The sequence below is a fragment of the Kangiella sp. TOML190 genome (assembly GCF_023706045.1).
Classification (GTDB): Bacteria; Pseudomonadota; Gammaproteobacteria; order Enterobacterales; family Kangiellaceae; genus Kangiella.
In genome coordinates this window covers 1,013,942-1,032,787 of record NZ_BQYL01000001.1, presented here as the reverse complement: position 1 = coordinate 1,032,787, position 18,846 = coordinate 1,013,942, and the positions used below count along the sequence as shown (strand labels likewise).

Sequence of the window (18,846 nt, the reverse complement as noted above, 5' to 3'; positions counted from 1 at the left end):
CATTAGAAATCCTTATCTATCAGGGGTTTTCAATTTTTAAATGCCGTGGAAGGCTTAAAATAAAACAGGCGCCTTTACCCGGCGGACTCTCTACTGCAACCGTGCCACCGAGTCGCATCATAGCTGCGCGCACAAATCTCAAGCCTAAACCAATACCTTTAACCTTGGCCATTTCATGTTTTTGCATTCGAGTAAAAGGTTTAAAAATCGCATCCATCTGTTCTTGATTAATGCCTTCCCCTTGATCAATCACTCTAATATTGATGTGTTTAGCCGCCTGCTCTAATACAATATTGACCTGCGACCGAGCTGGAGAATATTTTACGGCGTTGGTTAATAGATTAGTCAGAACACGCTCGAGTAGATCTTGATTGGCCTTAATCCAAACGTCTTGATGCGCAGCGAAATCAAACTGTAAATCAATATCCTTGTTCGCCGCTTGCGGCAACACCACCCCAATCGCATTGTCGATGGTATTTAATAGTTCTATCGGATAAAGCGCTAACTCAATACTCGACTCAGCTCTGGACAACATCAAAAATTGCTCCGCCAAGCTTAAACTTGAGCGTGTCAGCTGCTCTATTTCTTGGTGCATCTGCTGGCTATCATACTTTTCCGGTTGACGTTGATAGCGGCTTAATAGTGCCAAAATCGAGGTCATGGGTGAGCGCAAATCGTGCGAGATAAAGTCGATCATCTCTAATTGACGCCGTTGCTCTCTTTTGATGGCGCTAATATCCACCATATTGAGAATAATGAAATCACGACCAGAAACATTATCTAGCAAAGAAATACTGATTTTTAAATCGCGCCCATCGCTAGTGACCGCCACTAGCTCACTCACGATCCCGTCTTGCAGCACTCTTTTTAACTTTTCTTCCCACAACTTATTGTCCGCCAGCTTGATTTCATTCAAAAGACGAGGCAGCTCAAATAATTTATGCTCACGAAGCTCAGAAAAATAACGTTTTGCAACCAAGTTGCTATAAAAAATTTGGCCATTAATGTCCGATAGCACAATGCCGTCACTCATCCGATCCATCGTCTGTTCGGTAAAACGACGTAAAAAATTAATTTGGGTAATGGCGGTGTTTAACTGCTCAATTCGCCCTTCAATAATGCCGTATTCAGGCTGCTCGGAAAGTTTCTCAAAATGGGGCGATTGGTTTTGAATTTTTCTCACCAAGGCTTTTTCTTTGGCGCTAGCTTGTTGCTTAACAAACTTCAGTAAATCTTCCGTCTCGGGATTAACATCTTTACTTTCAGCCTGATATTTAGTGACATCTAGTAAATTTAAATAGGAAAGAAATTTAACCCGCATATTGCTATTAGGCGCTAGTTCAAGCGTCATTGACTCTTGCGTTTCAAGCGACAAACGCTCAATGGTATTTTTGAAAAAACTCATATTGGCGACAACTTTAAGCCATGCCCAAATAAGGTAGCCCAAGATAATGGCAATTGCCGGTGTCGCCACTTGCAGCCATCTTTGTTGTAGATGTAGCAGCCACCAACTAAAGGCCAATAATCCTAATAAAAACGCTATTGCGTAAAAGAAATTTCTCCGCGGTAGCGATTTTGGCAGGGTCAGAAAAAATAAAAACGTAAACAAGGCGGCAATTAGGGCATTACCAAAACGGGAAGCTGGTAGTATAAATTGCTCCTTCTTTAGCGCCTCATATAAGGTTGCGTTAATTTCAACTCCCGACATGATTTGCCCATCCCGATCCACAGGGACTGGCAAAAAATCTGCATTACGCGCAGCAGTCGCCGTTACCCCAACCAGCACCACTTTATCCGTTAGCTCATCTAGCAATAGATCCGTCTCAGCGACCTCTGCAAAGCTTAACTGCTTGTAGTGAAATGGATTTTGCTTGAACGGCAAATAAACTCGATGTTGCTGCTCGATTTGGGTTAGATCATAACTGGGTTTTTTATCGCTGGCAGCAAATGGAAACTGATACACTTCATCGCCATTTGCCACATCCAATAGTTCAGCAGCAAAAGCTCGCCAATAAGGTTCGCCCAGTCCCGCCTTTAGGTAACTGGAACGTGCAATATTATCGTCGCTCAGCTCAAAGTGAACTAAACCGAGATTATTTGCCGCCTGCATTAATTCTGGAAAAGGCATCAATTCAATCAATTCACCGGTTTGCGTGACCCGCTCGATAATAACCGGAAAAATAACCTTGCCATTGTCTTGCACTGCTTGCACCAACTGAGCGTCGGCTGGCGACTGAGACTTATTGAATAGAACATCATAGCCCACCGCTTTAACTTGAGCTTTGGTCAATTGATTGATCAGTTTGGCATGTTTTTCACGCGCCCAAGGCAATGGACCATATTGCTGCAAACTATTCTCATCTATCGCCACTATCACCAGTTCTTGATTATGGCTGGAATTTTGCAGCCTCAATAAACGGTCATAGAGCAGGTGCTCAATGGGTAATAACAGTTGGAAATAACTAGCGACAAAAGTTAACACAGCTACCAAGAAGGCAACCAGATAGCTGCTGATTTTAGAATTGCGTGCTTTCGTTTTTAACCTTGCCACTGCGTACTAAAGAAAGTTACAGAGCGAGCAACAATAATAACAATGACGATAACATAAAAGGATTCTTTCCATTGCCAGGTTCAAACACCTCAAAGGATTGGGTTTCGCTGAACCGCTGTGTATCATTAGGTGCATCCGTAGCTACCCTAAAATAGTAATCACCCGCAGGCAAATCATCGAAGCTAATGCTAGTTTGATTGGAGCGACCTTGCTCAACTAGGTTGGTGAAATCCGCATCGCGCGCTAATTGCCAGTGGTAATCTTTAGCGTAAGGTACTGGCTGCCAACTCAAAGCCGCGCCCTGTCCCAGCTCCACATCAGCGGCGCTAGCCACCATCGGTGTATCCGCAAGCACTACTGAGAAACTGCTGGATTGACTATAATAACCAATGCCTTCTTCGTTTTGCGCATTGACTCGCCAAAAGTAATCGCGCGTTTCCATCGGCTGAGTTAGCGTTAGCTGATTCGATTCAACTTGTTGCTGCTGCACAATGCTTGAAAACTCTGAGTCACTCGCGATTTCAAGATTATAGAATTCTGCTTTTTCTGATGGCTGCCAGCTCAGCTCAATCGGCTCACCGAACAGCAATTCTGACTTTGCCAGCAAGTTGGTTGGTGCTAGCGGTGCGCCATTTAGGGTAAAGCGATGCACCCTATTCAAGCCTTCCAAACCGTTACTATCGATCTTGCGCAACCTAACAGTATAATCGCCAGCGGCAAGCTGATTCATATTAATAGCGGTATCGGTAACTTTATCCGTAGCAATTTGCTGATTAATATCGCTCCCCTTAAAAAGTTCGTAGCGATAACCTACGGCTGCCGAGTCCGCTTGCCAGCTTATTCGCACTGGTAGACTAGGAAAATTTGCTTGGGGATCATTTAAGGTGGGCGCACTAAGCAACTCTATTGGCTTATCGGCTTGCTTGCCTTGCTCGGAAACCAGACCAAAGCCTTGCGGGATCAGCTCTTCTGAAACTTTGTTTTCAACCTTAACCTTACCTTCGCTCACTTCGTTGTAAGATACTTTGGTGTTATTGCCATCAACCCTGACCCGAAATTCAGTACCCCGAACCGTGGCCACCGCAGATGGCGTGTGCACTTCAAAATGTGCTCCTGGGCCTTGCAAAGTTTCTACCCGCCCTTCGACACTGCCTTTCATCAAACGCATTCGGCTATCGACCATGCCTGTGCGTCCCCAGCGCGTCAGAACATCGAAAATCAGTTCTGAACTACTGCCTAGCAACAACTCTGACTTATCCGCAAAACGTAAGGTGGTCGAGGCATCCTCTCCAGTAATCACCTTATCGCCCAGCTTTATCGAAGAACTGGTCTCTAATGCTTGACTTAGATCGCCGCGAACTAAGTTGACCTCACCTTGAACCGATAAAACCGATACTCGAGCAGGGCCGAACTTAAGGCTGTTTAGGGGGAATTTAATAACGCTTCCGGCAGTTAAATCTTCGCCAGGAACTAGCTGGTTATATCGAAGGATATCGTCGATACGGTAGGGGTTAGTTAGGTATTTATTCGCAATGGCACTGGCTGAATCGCCTTTTCGAACCGTGTACAACCAGTCTTTTGCAAAAATTGGCAAAGCCGCAGTGACTATTAACCCAGCGATTAATAGTCTTATAAGCCAATGTTTTTTCATAGTTTTTTAGAAATTTAATGCTTAAGCCACAGCCTCTGACTCTAACAGCTTTTCTAAACGATATCCATGTTGATACACGGTTTTAATTTGATAACCCGAAGAAGCCCTTAAGCCTAATTTTCGTCTTAAGGAACTGACGTGCGCATCCACCGTTCGGGTACTAATATCGGAGTCGATACCCCAGATATTTTTTAATAGGTAACGTCGAGAATAAAGACGTCCCAGATTCTTCATAAGTAATAAAGCCAATTCGTATTCTTTTGTGGTCAAAGACACCGGCTTACCATCCACCAGCACCTCGCGATGTTTTTGCGAAATGGTGAAGATCCCCAATTCAATATCGGCATCGTTATCTAAAAGACCAGCGCGACGAACCAAGGCTTTTAAGCGCGCTTCCAATTCCGTCGGACGGAATGGCTTAACCATATAATCATCGGCGCCTTTTTCTAAGGCTTGTACTATATCCTGCTCAGCATCACGCTGAGTCACGAATAAAATAGGCCCTTTCCAATTATGGAAAGAACGCACCTGTTCCAAAACTTCAACTCCGGTTAGATCAGGCACTTCCCAATCCAGGATCATCAAGTCAAAGTCGTTTTCCTCAATTTGCTTCAACAAATCGGTTCCGGTCAGGCAATGAGTAAAATCATAACCTGTTTCTTTAAGAACCTGCTTGAGGGCTTCAGATTGTGCAATATCATCTTCCAGATACAGTACTTTTATAATCTCAGACATCCAAACTCCAATGCTGACTTGTTATTGTTATTAACTTCTTTCACCGAATCGCCTTGCCTGGCAAAACGTTTAAAAGAATGTTTAATTCACTACCAATGCTTTTTACTAAAGCACACAATTACCAATCTATTCTAACCACTCTATCGAAACAATTCTTAAAACAATTGTAAAATTCTTAAGCGATTTGTTGAATTACTCAACAATTTTGCCAATCTACTCCGACCACGAAGCAAAAATGTGGCTAAAGACCATCAAAATGCAGTAAAATCGCCTATCGTTAAAAACCTGTGCAACTTCACTTAACGACCTTGGATTATTGATAGCCAATTACAATAATGCTACTTTAAGTGAACTTAACCACATTTAACTTTATTTTGGCAGCAAATGAAGCAGATTCTTTTACTGAATGGCCCCAATCTTAACCTTTTAGGCTCGCGTGAGCCTGGAGTTTATGGTGACGTAAGCTTGGAGACCATCGTAAAAGACGCCAAATCACAAGTTAAAGCCGCGGATTTGGCTTTTGCTCATTTTCAATCCAATTCCGAGTCAGCTTTAATTGATGCGATTCAGCAGGCAAAAGAAGATAACGTGAGTTTAATTGTATTTAACTCTGCGGGGTATACTCATACCAGTGTTGCTCTAAGAGATGCTTTGCTAGCCGTTGCCATTCCGTTTATTGAAGTACATTTATCCAACCCTCATAGCCGCGAACCTTTTCGCCATCATTCCTACTTTAGCGATATAGCGCTGGGACAAGTGGCGGGCTTTGGTGCAGACAGCTATCGATATGCTATGGATGCTGCCATTAATTATTTAAAGCAGCATTAACTTACATTATTTAACCCGAGTAAAAAGTTATGGATTTACGTAAGATCAAAAAATTAATTGAGTTAGTTGAAGAATCTGGTATCGCCGAACTGGAGATCCAAGAAGGCGAAGAATCAGTCCGCATTTCGCGCGCTGGTAGCCAAGTTGCCGCTCCCACTCAAATCACGGTTCCTTCCGCTCCTGTAGCTGCGCCAGCGGCTCCGGTTGCTGCCGAAGCGACCACTGCCGCCGCCGCAGCTGAACCAGAGCCAGCAGGACACCTTGTCCGCTCGCCAATGGTCGGCACCTTCTATGCAGCGCCTTCTCCTGGCGCTAAAGACTTTGTTGAAATTGGCCAGCAGGTTAATGTCGGCGATGTCTTATGTATCGTCGAGGCTATGAAGATGATGAACCAAATTGAGTCGGATAAAGCTGGGGTGGTTAAGCAAATCTTGCACACCAATGGCGATCCGGTTGAGTTTGACGAGCCTATGTTTGTTATCGAGTAATCCCACTCATCAGTTTGAGAGAATCTTATGTTAGAAAAAGTGGTTATTGCCAACCGCGGAGAAATTGCGCTACGCATTCTGCGCGCTTGTCGTGAGTTAGGGATTAAAACGGTAGCGGTTCATTCCACTGCTGATCAAGACTTGATGCACGTTCGTCTGGCTGACGAATCGGTGTGCATTGGTCCTGCTCCTGCAACTCAAAGTTATTTAAATATTCCAGCGATTATTTCTGCTGCGGAAATTACCGATGCCGTCGGTATTCACCCTGGTTACGGCTTTTTGGCGGAAAATGCCGACTTCGCCGAGCAAGTAGAGCAATCCGGTTTTAGTTTTATTGGCCCAAGCGCTGACGTTATTCGCCTTATGGGTGATAAAGTTTCAGCCATTTCGGCCATGAAAAAAGCGGGAGTACCGTGCGTTCCGGGTTCTGATGGGCCTCTAGGCGAGGATGAAAAAACCAACCTATCAATGGCTAAACGTATCGGCTATCCGGTCATTATCAAAGCCGCAGGCGGTGGCGGTGGTCGTGGTATGCGGGTAGTACACAAAGAAGAAGAGCTGATTAACGCTATCTCTTTGACCAAGTCAGAAGCCGGCTCAGTATTCGGTAACGATATGGTTTATATGGAAAAATTCTTGGAAACTCCGCGCCATATCGAAATTCAAGTCTTAGCCGATGGCCACGGCAACGCCATTCACTTGGGCGAACGAGATTGTTCAATGCAGCGGCGCCATCAAAAAGTGGTAGAAGAAGCGCCTGCTCCGGGCATCACCGAGCAAATGCGACGTCACATTGGCGAGCGTTGTGTGCAAGCTTGCATTGAATTGGGCTACAAAGGCGCCGGCACTTTCGAGTTTTTGTTCGAAAAAGGCGAGTTCTACTTTATCGAGATGAATACTCGGGTTCAGGTCGAACATCCGGTTTCAGAGTTGATAACTGGAGTTGATATTATCAAAGAGCAATTACGGATTGCTTCTAATCAGCCGCTATCTTTTAAACAAGAAGATATAGTGCTTAATGGCCATGCCATCGAATGCCGAATCAACGCTGAAGATCCGGAAACCTTTATTCCAAGTCCAGGCGAAATCAAACGTTATCATGCGCCCGGCGGCCCTGGTATTCGTATGGATTCGCATATTTACGCGACCTATAAAGTACCGCCACATTATGACTCAATGATTGGCAAGCTGATCACGCACGGTGAAACTCGCGAAGTAGCGATTGCGCGAATGCAAATGGCTTTGGAAGAAATCGTTATCGATGGTATTAAAACCAACGTAGATCTACAAAAACGTATCCTAAAAGACGTTAACTTCCAAAAAGGTGGTACTAACATTCATTATCTTGAGCGACAAATGTTTGGCGAAGGATAACCTGTACTCTACATATCTAGATCAGAGTAATCCGTTATTCTGATCTAGATTGTAAACGCTGTTTTCACCAGTTAAGAGGTTGAATATGCCTGTAGGAAAATTCACTACGACTTTATGGGTCGCCTTTCTCATGAGCTCATTGGTTCAGGCACAAGAAAACCAAGTGATTTCAATCTCAGACATTGAATGGGGACTGTTAAATCCTGCTCGTGGTAATTCGAGTCCCAAGGCAGTAAATTTGTGGGGTGACCGCAGCAAGAATGTGGCTACGGGTATGCTCGTTAAGTTCGACAAAGGCTTCTCCTCACCACCTCATATTCATAACATATCTTATCGGGGAGTCGTTATTGAAGGGTTACTACACAATGACGACCCTACGGCTGAAAAAATGTGGTTGACTCCAGGTTCTTTTTGGACCCAACCGGCAGGAGAAAATCACATCACCGCAGCCAATGGACAAAGCAACCTAATCTACCTAGAAATTGATAGCGGCCCATACTTGGTAAAACCTGCTAACCAAGCATTTGATAATGGCGAAAAAACTATCAATGTAGCAAGCAGTAATCTAGTGTGGCTTGGGGCAAACGACATTAGCTGGACAGATAGAAGTTCCGTACAAATAGCCAACCTGTGGCGAAAAGCGGATGGCGAAACTGCAAGCTTTATTAAATTGCCAGCAGATTTTAGCGGATATATCGAAACGGATTCAGATCTAAAGGCTGTCGTGATTAAAGGAGAAGCCTATTATCACTTTAACCATCAAGAGTCCTCGACCAACCTATCCCCTGCTAGCTTTTTTAGCTCTAAAACCACAGCAAAACATGGCCTAAAAACTAAAACGGAAGTAATTCTCTACCTTAAAAGCAAAGAAGGTTATCGCTTGAAATAGTCGAGCCCTTAAATAGAGAGCTAAATATTTGCTTTAGCTTATTTACTTACACTTGTTTGCTTCCCCAGAACATCTTAATTAGCCTATACTTGAGCCATGGAAGACGTTATTGAATTACTCCAAGAATCGGCTCAATCAGTAGCCTTTGGCTTGGAACTACCCGATGAAGACGACTTAGTCATGATCGAAGAGGAATTGTTTATTCCCCTTCCCAGTGACTTGCGGCTATTTTTATTAGAGCTAAGCAATCTAGTTATCGGCTCGCTCGAACCAGTTACCATTACCGATCCGCAAGCCCACACCCATCTACCCGACGTTGCCGCCAACGCATGGGACATAGGCGTACCTAGAAACTTAATCCCCATCTGTGAAACAGCGCAAGGCTATTATTGCATTTCCGAAGCTAACGAAATTAGCCTCTGGCAAGGACAGCAGCAAACCGATGACATTTGGCCGTCGATTTGGCATTGGGCGAAGGACGTTTGGCTAGGAAGTTAACTTTATGAATCCATCAATTAAGCAAAAACTACCGTTAATGTTTTTTATCGGGATATCAATTTGGTGGGCATATTATTACCAGACTCACTCTCCATTAAATGATTTTGGACAAGCCAACTTTGAGTGGCTGTATTTATTAGATGGTCTGCTAGTACTTCCTATCCTCTGTTTTCTTTGTATTAAAGATAAAAAAGAAGCTCTAATAAAGGCTATAGTTTATGCTTGTATACTTGTATTGATTGGCAGCTACATTATTCCGGAGCAAAATAAATTTTTTTGGCGCTATCTAGAAACTGGTCGCTACATAGTTTTAGGGACCTTCTTAATCGTTGAAATAACGGCTTTATTAACTGTCTACTTAGCCATCAGATCTTCTTTGCAAAAGACAAAAGATCCGGATCTGGCTATAGCTGAGCCTGTATATAATTTTTTAGGTAAAACTCCAATTGCTAATTTTCTGATATTTGAAGTTAGGATCTGGACTTACGCGCTCTTCGCAAGAAATGTTCGCCCCGAAAACTTTAAAGGAAAATACCAATTTAATTATCATCTAAAAGACGATGCTCAGAGCAATGCCATTGGTTTTATCCTGCTTATTGCCGCTGAAATGCCCATAATGCACTTAATAATACACTTTTTGTGGTCGCCCTTAGCAGCAAATGTGATCACTCTGCTCACTTTATTCAGTTTACTATTCTTTATTGCGGAATATCGAGCAATGGGCATAAGGCCTATAACGATAGATGAAAGTAGTTTGAATATTCGCTTCGGCATTTACAATAATCGAGTCATACCTCTAAGCAATATTAAATCTATTTCCAGCACAAAATCATACATTAAAAGAGATAGATCTATTAAACGTTATAATTTTTCTGGCAATCCCAATGTACTTATTCAACTAAAAATAACTGATAAAGCTATCGATAGAATTTACCTTGGTGTAAATAATCCAAATGATTTTATAAAGATAGCAAATAAATATATATCCTGATGTGATTCCTCATTCTTAACTAAGGCTCTAATATGTCCTGGATCCAATTAAAATTTAATTACCATAACCCCAATAGCACGGATACTGAAAACCTTAGCGATTTTTTAATGGAGCTGGGTGCGCTGGCGGTGACTTTTTTAGACGCTGAAGATAAACCAATTTTAGAGCCTAAGCCTGGGGAAACCCCATTTTGGGATCATTTAATCGTGCTAGCATTGTTTGAGGCTGATACGGAAACGGCGCTACTCGATAGAATCCTTGCCAATAGTGATTTTTCTGGCCATATCGATAAAACCAATAATCAATACCAATGGGAAATTATTCGTGATCAAGATTGGGAGCGAGCTTGGATGGAGAGCTTCAAGCCAATGCAGTTTGGCCAGCGAGTTTGGATAGTTCCTAGCTGGCACGAGTCGCCCGATCCAGATGCAGTTAATATCAAACTCGACCCTGGTTTAGCTTTTGGTACTGGCACTCACCCCACGACCTCTTTGTGTTTGCAGTGGTTAGACGCTGCTGATTTAAGCGGTAAAACAGTGATCGACTATGGCTGCGGCTCGGGAATTCTAACCTTGGCGGCGCTACTGCTCGGCGCAAAAAAAGTGTATGCGGTGGATATCGATCCGCAGGCGATTGACGCGACTCGCGAGAACCTAAAACGCAATGGGCTCGCTGAAGAACGTTTGGTGCTAGGTCTGCCCAATGAAGTGAGTCTACCAACCGCCGATATTTTGGTGGCCAATATTTTAGCGGAGCCTCTGCGTCAATTAGCAGAATCTCTAGCAAACTCCGTGAAATCCGGCGGTAATCTGGTATTATCAGGACTATTAAAACAACAAGCGGATGAATTAATTAGCATTTATCAGCCTTGGTTCCAGATGGAGTCGCCAGCAATTGAGGGAGATTGGGCGCGACTGACTGGAGTTAAAGCTTAAGCGCCGATCAGTGCTAAACGACAAGTTACCGGCATGAGCGAAACCTTTTTAACCCATTGTCCACATTGCAAATCTGTTTTTAAGTTGCGTAAAGAGCATCTTGAAATGGCGGAAGGTCATGTTCGCTGCGGTTCTTGCCATTCCTTATTTTTAGCCACGGATTCCTTGGTCTCGATGGAACAGGAAAGCCAGAAAACCGCTATGGCCGAGGATGTAGAGCAGGCTTCTGAGAAATTGGTGGAGAAAGCTTTCGACGATTTAGTTGATGCGCCTGAACTGACCATTGAGCCTGCAAAACCCAAGCCTGAAGCTCGCCCCATACCTTGGAAAGGCTTGTTTTATGGGCTTTCCAGCGTCATTTTATTGTCATGCGCTTTTTGGTACCTCTATTTATGGCCCAACCGGATGGCTTTGTCACAAGATAAGGCTTGGCGGCCGCTACTCCAAGCTTCCTGTTCAATTTTTGGTTGTCAGGTTCCTTCGCTGCAACGTATCGAGCTATTTGTGGTCAGCGCAATTGAAGTATCACCTAAGGTCAAAGGACAGCAAGAAGTTAGTATGCTGTTAAAAAACACCGCCGATTTCGCCCAACCTTTCCCAAAGGTCAAGGTGGTATTAAGTGACATTAAGGGCGGCCAATTTACCACTCCAGTGTTTACGCCCGCTCAATATTTGCCCGAAGTTAATCACAATACTTTGATTGAGCCTAACCAAACGGTGCAGATCGGCTTTAGCTTTTTAAGCGACAATAAGAGCTACAGCGGTTATCAGGTTCAGTTGGTCAACTAGCGGGAATTTCACTAAAGTTAGTCCAGCACCTCATTTGTCAAGCAAATTATTGACGATTTTTTAAACAATTTCCGTTCAAATCCGACCACAAACGGTGTATGATCGCGACCTCGATTTTGCCGTGGAATAACTCCTGCACTAAAAACCCGAGACTTAAATGCAAATTGGCCCTTACCAACTGGAGAACCCATTGATCTTAGCGCCTATGGCAGGTGTTACCGATCAACCTTTTCGCCAGTTGTGTAAACAGTTAGGCGCAGGCATGACGGTTTCGGAAATGATTGCTTCGGATCCACGCCTTTGGAACAGCAAAAAAAGCCGTTTGCGTAAAATTCACAAGGGTGAACTTGGCATCCGCTCAGTGCAAATTGCCGGTACTGAACCGAACATTATGGCCATGGCAGCGCAACACAATGTGGAACATGGCGCCCAGATGATCGATATCAATATGGGTTGTCCGGCTAAAAAAGTCTGTAAAAAAGCCGCTGGTTCTGCGCTTTTGCAAGATCCAGCTTTGGTCGAGCGGATTTTAACAGCGGTGGTCGAAGCGGTGAATGTGCCAGTGACCTTGAAAATTCGTACCGGACAGGATGCGGATAATCGTAATGGTCTAGAGATTGCCAAGATTGCTGAGCAGGCAGGGATCCAAGCCTTGGCGATCCACGGCAGAACCCGCGCCGACAAGTTTATGGGCAATGCCGAATTTGAGACCATTGCCAAAATAAAACAAGCGGTGTCGATTCCGATTATTGCCAATGGCGATATTAACAGCCCCGAAAAGGCTAAACAGGTTTTAGCGCAGACTCAGGCGGATGGTTTGATGATTGGTCGCGCAGCGCAAGGTAAACCTTGGATTTTTAGAGAGATTTGGCACTTTTTGCAAACTGGCGAGTACTTAGCAGCACCAAGTTGGCAAGAGGTACAACAAATTTTGCTTCAGCATATCACTAGGTTACATCAGTTTTATGGTGAAGTGATGGGGCCAAGGATAGCCCGTAAGCACGTTTCTTGGTATTTCCAAGAACAAGCGGATGGAAAGGAGTTTCGTCGCCATTTCAACAAGATTGATGATGGTGGTGAGCAAATAACAACACTTAATCTTTATTTTGAACAAAAACAACAGGCTATAGCAGCATGACTATTTTTGACAACAACCAAACTCAAGAAGCAGTTGCTTCTAACAACAACTTTATTAACAACACCAGCACTAACGCCAACCCAACTTTGCGTGAGCATGTTGCCCTTTCAATGCAAAGCTACTTACAGCAGATGAACGGACAACCGCTAAACGAAGTCTATGACTTGGTATTAACGCAAGTGGAAGAACCTTTACTACGCGCCATTATGGAGCATACGCGTAACAACCAAACCAAAGCCGCGCAAGTGCTAGGCTTAAACCGCGGTACTTTGCGCAAAAAACTAAAGCGTTACAACCTTCTTTAATTTTCCACGAACATAAAATCTCTGAGGATTGATTATGTCGAATTTTCGCCCGATTAAACGCGCATTAATAAGCGTTTCTGATAAGAATGGCGTGGTTGAGTTTGCTCAAACATTGGCGCAAAGCAATATAGAAATTCTATCCACTGGCGGCACAGCGAAATTATTGCGTGAGTCAGGATTAGATGTAACCGATGTTTCAAATTACACCGGCTTTCCTGAAATGATGGACGGTCGAGTTAAAACGCTACATCCAAAAGTGCATGGCGCTATTTTAGGTCGCCGCGGTATGGATGATGCAGTAATGGCCGAGCACGATATTATCGGTATCGATTTGGTGGTGGTGAACTTGTATCCTTTCGAAAGCACCATTTCGCGCGACGATGCCAGTCTTGAAGATGCCATCGAAAATATCGACATAGGCGGCCCTACGATGGTTCGCTCAGCAGCGAAAAACCACCAAGATGTTTGTATTGTGGTGGAAAATGAAGACTTTACAGAAGTCGCTCGCCAAATTGGCGAAAAAGGCGACGTAGACAAGCCCACTCGTTTTAAATTAGCCGCCAGAGCCTTTGCGCATACCGCACGTTATGACGCCGCTATTTCCAATTATTTGGGCGTACAGGCGGCAGAGAACTCCAGTGACTTTGCGCCAACCTATTCTGTTCAATACAAAAAAGCTCAGGATATGCGTTATGGTGAAAACCCTCATCAAAATGCCGCTTTTTATGTAGAACATTCGCCACAAGAAGCGAGCGTTTCGACTGCAACCCAAGTTCAAGGCAAAGCATTGTCTTTTAACAATGTGGCAGATACCGACGCAGCCCTAGAGTGCGTTAAAAGTTTCGATGATCCGGCTTGTGTGATCGTCAAACACGCTAACCCATGCGGGGTAGCTATCGCGGAAAACATCGAGCTAGCCTATGAGCTTGCTTTCCAAACTGACCCAACCTCAGCCTTCGGCGGCATTATCGCCTTTAACCGCCAATTAGATGGCGAAACGGCTAAGAAAATCGTTGATCGTCAATTTGTGGAAGTGATTATTGCCCCTAGCGTTACTGCAGAGGCCAAAGCAGCCATCGCTCAAAAGAAAAACGTCCGTCTGTTGGAATCTGGTCAATGGCGCCAAGCGGTTCCAAGCCTTGACTATAAGCGCGTCAATGGCGGCTTATTAGTTCAAGATCGCGATCTAGGCCAAGTGTTCGAAGAAGATTTGCGCATTGTTTCAAAACGCAAACCCTCAAGTGATGAAATGCGTGATTTAAAATTCTGCTGGAAAGTCGCTAAATTCGTTAAATCCAACGCCATCGTCTATGCCCGCAACGGCCAAACCATTGGCGTAGGCGCCGGCCAAATGAGCCGCGTTTACTCGGCAAAAATCGCTGGCATTAAAGCTGCCGATGAAAGTCTTGAAGTTAACGGTTCAGTGATGGCATCCGATGCCTTTTTTCCATTCCGCGACGGTATCGATGCCGCGGCGGAAGCGGGTATCACTGCCGTTATCCAGCCTGGCGGTTCAATTCGTGACGACGAAGTGATTGAAGCGGCTAACGAGCATGGCATGGCAATGGTTTTTACTGGCATGCGTCATTTCCGTCATTAATTGAGGACTGAATGAATGAAAGTTTTAATTATTGGTAGCGGCGGGCGCGAACATGCTTTAGCTTGGAAAGTAGCCCAGTCGAGTAAAGTCGAGCAAGTATTTGTGGCTCCTGGAAATGCCGGCACCGCTTTAGAAGACAAGGTTAGCAATGTTGCCATCGACTCGGCAGATATCGAAAGCCTGATCACTTTTGCCAAAGGCAATCATGTTGAGTTAACCATTGTTGGGCCTGAGGCGCCATTAGTAATTGGCGTGGTTGATGCTTTTAGCGAAGCCGGCCTGAAATGCTTTGGCCCGACCCAAGGCGCCGCACAACTCGAAGGCTCGAAAGCTTTTACCAAAGACTTTTTAGCGCGCCATCAGATCCCAACGGCTGCCTATCAAAACTTTACTGAAATCGAACCCGCCAAAGCCTATGTTCGCCAAATGGGTACGCCGATTGTGATCAAAGCCGACGGTTTAGCCGCTGGTAAGGGGGTCATCATTGCCGAGACGCTTGAGCAAGCCGATGAAGCTATCGACGATATGTTGGCTGGCAATAAGTTTGGTGATGCTGGGCATCGTGTGGTGGTGGAAGAGTTTTTACAAGGCGAAGAAGCCAGTTTTATTGTGATGGTTGATGGTAAAAATATTTTACCACTAGCTACCTCGCAAGATCACAAAGCTCGCGATAATGGCGATACGGGGCCGAACACAGGCGGCATGGGAGCCTACTCTCCTGCTCCGGTAGTGACTCCTGAAATGCATGAGCGTATTATGCAACAAGTTATCGTGCCAACCGTACAAGGCATGGAATCAGAAGGTCATCCTTACACTGGATTTTTATATGCCGGTGTCATGATCGATAAGGACGGCATCCCCAAAGTATTGGAATTTAACTGCCGTTTTGGCGATCCAGAAACTCAACCCATCATGAGCCGTTTGCAGTCTGACTTAAGCGAACTATGTTTGGCAGCGATTGATGGCAAGCTTGATGTAATGGAAGCTGACTGGGATCCACGCGCTGCATTAGGTGTGGTGATGGCCGCTGGTGGTTATCCAGAAACGTATCCAAAAGGTGATGTGATTTCTGGCCTAGAGCAGGTCGCAGAAGGCAAAGTTTTCCACGCAGGCACCGCGGAAAAAGATGGCCAAATAGTTACTAACGGTGGCCGCGTCTTGTGCGTGGTGGCACTTGGCGATACTGTTACCCAAGCACAAAGCAAAGCTTACGCTGCGGTTAAACACGTTTCTTGGGATAAAGTCTATTATCGCACCGATATTGGCCATAGAGCCATTAGTCGCGAGAATGGATAGGCTCAATCATTCATTGACCATTAATCGAAAAGCCTTACACTAAAAGTAAGGCTTTTTTTTGCTTTGTTGTTTAGCAAAGTTTTCAACCATTGATTAGAGCATTATTCAAAAAAACCGCAAAATGGTTACTGATTTTTCTGCTACTGGTGTTATTAATACTAGCAGTGGCTTATTGGACGGCACCGCGCTGGGTGCCAACGCAAGTCCAACAGCTGTTACCGCCTGAGTTAAAAATAACCAACCTTAAACTGCAAAGACCAGGACTAGCCCAAGCCTTTGTCGAGGAACTTGAAATTACACTTGTGGGCGAACAACAACTGAACGCCCAATTAAAAAATATCACACTGCACTATTCTTTGGCGCAAAAAAAATTGACCCGTATCGAGGCTAAAAACGCTGTCCTAGAGCTGCAAGAATCTAGTTCCCCGCCAAACAATACTTTTAGCAATGCTATTAACATTCCGCACCTTCCCATCGAACAGCTTAACTTTGAACAAGCATCGGTCTCAGGATTGTTTGTGCAAGAATTATTTTTCGAAAACCTTAATATTGAACAACAAAATGATGCACTGCAGCTCGACACTCAAGTTGAATTTATCGGCTTAGAATTTGACCTCTTAGCCAAGATCAACAGCAACAATAACTTGCTGCACAATCTTAAAGCTCAAATTAAACAACAACAAGATACTATTCATTTAGAATTATCTCCTGCTAATAATTCAACAACAGCTTTTGATTGGGAACTTGCTGCAACACTCGATAGCCGCAACTACTACCCGATTGATGGCTTATCAACTATTGCGTTAGAAGGCAACGGTGCACTCGATCTGAAAGAATCACTACTTTTGCAGCTAGACAAAGATTTTATGCTGTCAGCGCCATTTGATCTTAAGCAGTTAAAGCTCAAAGCCGAACTTGCAGAGCAATTAGCAAACAAGGGTATATCGCTAGATCTAGCGCAACTCGAAGACGCCTTAACGCTCAAGCTTCATACCACTGAAATAACCAATGTATTATGGCATTCGGATCAGTATCAGCTTGAGTTAACTCAAGGCAGTTTGCCTTTTTTAATGCAACACCCTCTACTCAATACCCAATTAACCCTCGAACAATTACAGCTGTATGCAAGCTTGCCTTTATCCGCTCCCGAACAGCGATTAGCAGGAAATCTAAAGGCAGATACCTTGTTAAAACACTTAGCTGTTAAGCAAGCTAGTAGTCATATTAGTAGCGACAAACTTGCGCTAAACCTAGACTCATCTTTTGTCATTGAAAATGCTTCCCTGAAATTAGCTGCAGAGCAAATCAAGCTCAATATGGGTACAACTCAGATCAAAGATCTTGAGCTGCAAGTGACCGCGGCTGCAACTCAATGGAATGGGCATGGAGAAGTTCAGCAAAGCTTGGTGGGCGAGGATAAAAACAATCATCAGTTGCTGATACTAAAACAACGCAATACCATTGATCTGCCAATAATCATTCAAGGATTAACAACCACAATAGGTCAGTTGAACAATCAAGTTACTCTGACTAAAGATAAGCTCACTCTTGACTCAAATATTGGTCAGGTTGCGCAAGACAATTTGCTCATTAACGATATTGCAGCCACCAGCAATTTGAATCTTAACAATGACAAGCTCAATGGCTCGATAAGGTTTAAAAATGCCAGTTTTAATAATGATCAAGTTGCAGTGAATAATGCTAACGGCAAACTTTCATGGTTAAAAAGTAGGAACCATATTTTTAGCAAAGGACAACTGAATTACCAAGACGAAGCCATTCCTTTTCGTTATCAGATCAATTTTGATAACGATAAACAGCAACTTACCCTGAGTCCGCTACACATTTCCGCCACCAGCATTAGCCAATGGCTATCACCGCTATTAACCAAGTATCCAAATTTATCCATCACCGCCGGACAGATATCTAGTGAAAAAATAAAAGGCTATCCTATAACTCTTGCTTTTGAAGGTGCGTTAACAGCGGATAATGTCAACCTTGCTTACGATCAATTGTCGGTGGTTAATTTACAACTTGATGAGCAGCTTGATCCAAAAGCTCCCGTGACAGGAACCGCTCAAGGTCGAGTACAAAAAATTGAGGTGGCGGCAGGTATTGATATCACCGACTTACAATTTTTTATGCAACACAGTGCTGATGCTTACCAACTACAGGATGTTTTTGCTTATCTACTCAAAGGCAATCTTTATATTCCGCAACTAACTCTATCTGAAAAAGGGATAGCTCCTTTTAACGTTAAGCTCGATAAAATCGATTTAGGCCAATTACTCAAAGCGCTAGAATCCGAAGCTCTCGACATTCAAGGGCGGTTCGATCTGCTGCTTCCCATCAAAATCAGCGACAAGGGGCCAAGTATTGTTGATGGTAGCTTTAAGAGTAATGCTGCCGGGATCATTAAAGTAAATACAGGGGCGAGTGCGCAAACCAATATCGCTTTTCAAGCACTACAAAACTTCCATTACCAAGAACTATCGGGGGTCATTAATTACTCTGAGTCTGAAATATACCGGCTAAAAATATTTTTAAAAGGGGCTAATCCGGACTTATACGATGGCTTTCCCATCGAACTGACTTTAAATGTCGAGGGTAACTTACCGAACCTACTCTATTCCATGTTAGTCAGTGGCGATATGACCAAGCCAATTATTGATAAATACAAAGCTGGAGAGCTGGAACTGCCCGAATCTGTAGAACAACCCTGAAGCGACTATTAATTTATGCGATTCAGCACAGATTCATTTTTTTATGCTAGTCTAT

The 18,846-nt window shown here is 44.0% G+C and carries 16 protein-coding genes; 13 read left to right on the top strand and 3 right to left on the bottom strand.

Annotation, left to right across the window (positions count from 1 at the left end; translation table 11 throughout):
* Positions 1-19: 19 nt before the first annotated feature.
* From NFS34_RS04990 to NFS34_RS04980, 3 genes are all read right to left on the bottom strand, one after another.
* Complete coding sequence (locus tag NFS34_RS04990; RefSeq protein ID WP_251358789.1) at positions 20-2,482, bottom strand: CHASE2 domain-containing protein; 2,463 nt, start codon at positions 2,480-2,482, stop codon at positions 20-22.
* Between the two features lie 85 nt (positions 2,483-2,567).
* A complete protein-coding gene (locus tag NFS34_RS04985) occupies positions 2,568-4,202 on the bottom strand; it encodes a FecR domain-containing protein (protein ID WP_251358787.1) in 1,635 nt (544 codons plus the stop codon).
* 21 nt (positions 4,203-4,223) lie between these two features.
* Positions 4,224-4,937, bottom strand: a complete 714-nt coding sequence (locus NFS34_RS04980; RefSeq protein ID WP_251358786.1) for a response regulator transcription factor — start codon at positions 4,935-4,937, stop codon at positions 4,224-4,226.
* Between the two features lie 384 nt (positions 4,938-5,321).
* On the opposite strand from NFS34_RS04980, the gene aroQ reads away from it, so the two are divergent.
* The 13 genes from aroQ (at position 5,322) to NFS34_RS04915 (ending at position 18,791) form a co-directional block, all read left to right on the top strand.
* Positions 5,322-5,765 carry a type II 3-dehydroquinate dehydratase gene (gene aroQ, locus NFS34_RS04975; protein WP_251358785.1) on the top strand — a complete coding sequence of 148 codons (444 nt, stop codon included), beginning with the start codon at positions 5,322-5,324 and terminating at the stop codon, positions 5,763-5,765.
* A 29-nt stretch (positions 5,766-5,794) separates the two neighbouring features.
* Positions 5,795-6,253, top strand: a complete 459-nt coding sequence (gene accB, locus NFS34_RS04970) for an acetyl-CoA carboxylase biotin carboxyl carrier protein (RefSeq protein ID WP_251358784.1) — start codon at positions 5,795-5,797, stop codon at positions 6,251-6,253.
* A 27-nt stretch (positions 6,254-6,280) separates the two neighbouring features.
* Positions 6,281-7,627: an acetyl-CoA carboxylase biotin carboxylase subunit gene (accC, locus tag NFS34_RS04965; RefSeq protein ID WP_251358783.1), complete on the top strand. Its 1,347-nt coding sequence runs from the start codon at positions 6,281-6,283 to the stop codon at positions 7,625-7,627.
* Between the two features lie 85 nt (positions 7,628-7,712).
* Complete coding sequence (locus tag NFS34_RS04960; protein WP_251358782.1) at positions 7,713-8,516, top strand: DUF4437 domain-containing protein; 804 nt, start codon at positions 7,713-7,715, stop codon at positions 8,514-8,516.
* Positions 8,517-8,612: 96 nt separating this feature from the next.
* A complete protein-coding gene (locus NFS34_RS04955; RefSeq protein ID WP_251358781.1) occupies positions 8,613-9,014 on the top strand; it encodes an SMI1/KNR4 family protein in 402 nt (133 codons plus the stop codon).
* A 4-nt stretch (positions 9,015-9,018) separates the two neighbouring features.
* Positions 9,019-10,005, top strand: a complete 987-nt coding sequence (locus NFS34_RS04950) for a PH domain-containing protein (protein WP_251358780.1) — start codon at positions 9,019-9,021, stop codon at positions 10,003-10,005.
* A 32-nt stretch (positions 10,006-10,037) separates the two neighbouring features.
* Positions 10,038-10,940 carry a 50S ribosomal protein L11 methyltransferase gene (prmA, locus tag NFS34_RS04945; protein WP_251358779.1) on the top strand — a complete coding sequence of 301 codons (903 nt, stop codon included), beginning with the start codon at positions 10,038-10,040 and terminating at the stop codon, positions 10,938-10,940.
* A gap of 33 nt (positions 10,941-10,973) precedes the next feature.
* Positions 10,974-11,729: a zinc-ribbon and DUF3426 domain-containing protein gene (locus tag NFS34_RS04940; protein ID WP_251358778.1), complete on the top strand. Its 756-nt coding sequence runs from the start codon at positions 10,974-10,976 to the stop codon at positions 11,727-11,729.
* 157 nt (positions 11,730-11,886) lie between these two features.
* Entirely contained in the window at positions 11,887-12,867 is a 981-nt protein-coding gene (gene dusB, locus NFS34_RS04935) for a tRNA dihydrouridine synthase DusB (protein ID WP_251358777.1), read from the top strand.
* A gap of 2 nt (positions 12,868-12,869) precedes the next feature.
* Positions 12,870-13,172 carry a DNA-binding transcriptional regulator Fis gene (gene fis, locus NFS34_RS04930; RefSeq protein WP_376707967.1) on the top strand — a complete coding sequence of 101 codons (303 nt, stop codon included), beginning with the start codon at positions 12,870-12,872 and terminating at the stop codon, positions 13,170-13,172.
* 34 nt (positions 13,173-13,206) lie between these two features.
* On the top strand, positions 13,207-14,772 hold the full coding sequence (purH, locus tag NFS34_RS04925) for a bifunctional phosphoribosylaminoimidazolecarboxamide formyltransferase/IMP cyclohydrolase (RefSeq protein ID WP_251358775.1): 1,566 nt from the start codon (positions 13,207-13,209) through the stop codon (positions 14,770-14,772).
* A gap of 15 nt (positions 14,773-14,787) precedes the next feature.
* Complete coding sequence (gene purD / locus NFS34_RS04920; RefSeq protein WP_251358774.1) at positions 14,788-16,068, top strand: phosphoribosylamine--glycine ligase; 1,281 nt, start codon at positions 14,788-14,790, stop codon at positions 16,066-16,068.
* An 89-nt stretch (positions 16,069-16,157) separates the two neighbouring features.
* On the top strand, positions 16,158-18,791 hold the full coding sequence (locus tag NFS34_RS04915) for a YdbH domain-containing protein (RefSeq protein ID WP_251358773.1): 2,634 nt from the start codon (positions 16,158-16,160) through the stop codon (positions 18,789-18,791).
* The last annotated feature ends 55 nt before the right edge of the window (positions 18,792-18,846 follow it).

Bases quoted from the DNA above. Each gene is read 5' to 3' on its own strand.
- NFS34_RS04955 (WP_251358781.1), top strand. From the start codon at position 8,613: ATGGAAGACGTTATTGAATTACTCCAAGAATCGGCTCAATCAGTAGCC.
- NFS34_RS04950 (WP_251358780.1), top strand. From the start codon at position 9,019: ATGAATCCATCAATTAAGCAAAAACTACCGTTAATGTTTTTTATCGGG.
- purD (WP_251358774.1), top strand. From the start codon at position 14,788: ATGAAAGTTTTAATTATTGGTAGCGGCGGGCGCGAACATGCTTTAGCT.
- NFS34_RS04985 (WP_251358787.1), bottom strand. From the start codon at position 4,202: ATGAAAAAACATTGGCTTATAAGACTATTAATCGCTGGGTTAATAGTC.
- NFS34_RS04960 (WP_251358782.1), top strand. From the start codon at position 7,713: ATGCCTGTAGGAAAATTCACTACGACTTTATGGGTCGCCTTTCTCATG.
- NFS34_RS04940 (WP_251358778.1), top strand. From the start codon at position 10,974: ATGAGCGAAACCTTTTTAACCCATTGTCCACATTGCAAATCTGTTTTT.
- prmA (WP_251358779.1), top strand. From the start codon at position 10,038: ATGTCCTGGATCCAATTAAAATTTAATTACCATAACCCCAATAGCACG.
- NFS34_RS04980 (WP_251358786.1), bottom strand. From the start codon at position 4,937: ATGTCTGAGATTATAAAAGTACTGTATCTGGAAGATGATATTGCACAA.
- aroQ (WP_251358785.1), top strand. From the start codon at position 5,322: ATGAAGCAGATTCTTTTACTGAATGGCCCCAATCTTAACCTTTTAGGC.
- accC (WP_251358783.1), top strand. From the start codon at position 6,281: ATGTTAGAAAAAGTGGTTATTGCCAACCGCGGAGAAATTGCGCTACGC.
- accB (WP_251358784.1), top strand. From the start codon at position 5,795: ATGGATTTACGTAAGATCAAAAAATTAATTGAGTTAGTTGAAGAATCT.
- dusB (WP_251358777.1), top strand. From the start codon at position 11,887: ATGCAAATTGGCCCTTACCAACTGGAGAACCCATTGATCTTAGCGCCT.
- purH (WP_251358775.1), top strand. From the start codon at position 13,207: ATGTCGAATTTTCGCCCGATTAAACGCGCATTAATAAGCGTTTCTGAT.